This is a genomic window from Synechococcus sp. WC101, assembly GCF_047461555.1.
GTDB lineage: Bacteria > Cyanobacteriota > Cyanobacteriia > Thermostichales > Thermostichaceae > Thermostichus.
Genome location: NZ_JANSHG010000261.1, coordinates 1 through 2,121, shown reverse-complemented (window position 1 = coordinate 2,121; position 2,121 = coordinate 1). Strand labels below are relative to the sequence as shown.

At 58.2% G+C, this 2,121-nt stretch carries 3 protein-coding genes; 2 read left to right on the top strand and 1 reads right to left on the bottom strand.

Annotated features, from left to right (window positions below; all coding sequences use genetic code 11):
* On the top strand, positions 1-301 hold a 301-nt coding region (locus NW809_RS12210; RefSeq protein WP_414402261.1), incomplete at its 5' end, for a hypothetical protein.
* Between the two features lie 101 nt (positions 302-402).
* On the opposite strand, the gene NW809_RS12205 is transcribed toward NW809_RS12210, so the two are convergent.
* Positions 403-762 carry a pentapeptide repeat-containing protein gene (locus NW809_RS12205; protein ID WP_011431201.1) on the bottom strand — a complete coding sequence of 120 codons (360 nt, stop codon included), beginning with the start codon at positions 760-762 and terminating at the stop codon, positions 403-405.
* Between the two features lie 476 nt (positions 763-1,238).
* Between NW809_RS12205 and NW809_RS12200 the strand changes: the two genes are divergently transcribed.
* Positions 1,239-2,121, top strand: an 883-nt coding sequence (locus NW809_RS12200; RefSeq protein WP_414402260.1) for an ATP-dependent 6-phosphofructokinase, incomplete at its 3' end; no start/stop codon positions are given.

Below are 2,121 nucleotides of genomic sequence, written 5' to 3'. Positions count from 1 at the left end.
GCCTGGGCCTGGCCTATTTGGGGGCGCAAGCCATCCTGGATTCCCAGCCCAGCAGCACCGGTTTAGCGCTGAGGAAGTGATGCAAGAATACAGCGGTACCATCGAGTTCCTGGATATCGAAGGGGGGGTGTGGGTGCTGACGCTCCCTTCCGGCCAGCACTACGCCCTCTTCCGCGCCCCCAAAGAGCTCTTACAAGAGGGGTTGGAAGTCACCATCCAGGGACAGCTCAAAGAAGATATGGTGACGGTGGCTCAGGTGGGGCCGGTCTTGGAGGTGAAGAGCTTCCGGACGCAGCCCTAGCTAACCCGATAAACAGCCTGGGATCCCCGCCTGGGGATCCCGATTTTTTTAGAGAGCTTGCTGCGGCTGCAAGGCAGCACCCGCCTTGATTGAAAGCTTGACTAAAACTCGAACCGTTGCATCCCTGCCGTTACCGGATCGAAACCGGCGGGGAAGCAGGTGTTGTGGTTGTACTGGGCTCCGCTTAAATTGGCTCCCTCCAAACAGGCTCCCTCCAGGTCGGCATAGCGCAGATCGGCACAGCGCAAGTCGGCATTGGCCAGATTGCTGCCGCGCAGGTTGGCATAGCGCAGGTTGGCCCCATGCAAGTCAGACCCGCGCAGGTCGGCCCGGCGCAGATCGACCCCCCGCAAGAAGGCGTACTCCAGACAAGATTGGGGAAAGTGACGCTCTCCTTGCCGGTAACGGCTGAGCAGCTCTGAGGCCCCCCGCAGCCCACATTGGGCAATGGTTTGAGTCATAATGCTTCTCCCAACTCAGACCCGATCCTTATATCTCCATCATCTCTACCCTTATTGGCCTGAATGGGTTTTGATCAAAGTTGCTTAACAAATAATTTTGGTTTTTTGGCAAGTTGTTCCCCCCAAGTCTTGCCTACAAGATCTATCCTCAGAGATAGCGGAAACTGCTCCAAACTTAGCTTTGCCAAGCAATATTTCTTAATTCTTTGTTGTGAAGGATGCTGAACAATTGGTCTTGTCTGCGGAGCCGCTCGCCCACTGCAAACTCTGCTAGGCATCTTGGTCCCAAGGGCTGGACATAATCAATCCAGCCGTCGCCTTCCCTTCTCTGCGGTTGGTCAAGCGCCCCATGGCTACAGCTTGCTAGGGCCCAGGGCCCGCTGTAAGCCACTTGCAGGAGTAGAGTCTAGTCGGCTCGAAACTGCGGAGCGAAGAAGTTCTTAATTTTTTGTTCAAACTGTTCATCCTAGAGCACCATGCCGAAACGGAAGCGAATTGGGATCCTCACCAGCGGTGGCGATTGTGGCGGCCTCAACGCCGTCATCCGGGCGGTGGTGCGGCGGGCCCGCGACTATGACATGGAGGTTTACGGCATCAAAAACGCGACCGCAGGTCTGATGGCGCGACCGGTGGAAGCGGAGCTGCTGGACGTGAAGCGGGTTTCGGGCATTTTGCGCTATGGCGGCACCATTCTGGGTACGGTGAACAGGGGCAACCCCTTCGCCTATCCCATGCCCGATGGCAGCTTGGTGGATCGCTCGGCAGAGGTGATCACGGGTTACCACCGGCTGGGGTTGGATGCGCTCATTGGGGTGGGGGGAGATGGCAGCCTGGCCATTCTCCGGCAGCTAGCTTTGCAGGGGGATTGGAACTTTGTCGGGATCCCTAAGACCATCGACAACGATGTCGGCGCCACCGAGTATTCCGTGGGATTCAATACGGCTCTGAGCGTGGCGGTGCAGGCTCTGGATCAGCTCACCTACACGGCCATCAGCCACAGCCGCGTCATGGTCATGGAGGTGATGGGGCGGGATGCCGGTCACATTGCCCTCAGCGCTGGCATCGCCGGGGGGGCGCATGTGATCCTGATCCCGGAGATCCCCTACAAGCTGGAAAACGTCTGCAAAAGAATCCTCGACCGCAAAGAGCGGGGCAACAATTTCAGCATTGTGGTGGTGGCGGAGGCTGTTCGCACCGAGTCGGGAGAGCCGGTGACCTACACCAACAGCCTGGGGCAGTCTCTCTACGGCGGTATTGGCTATTACATCGGCAACGAGATCGCGCTGCGCACCGGCATCGAGACGCGGGTGATGGTTTTGGGCCATCTGCAGCGGGGAGGCACCCCTTCTCCTTTGGATC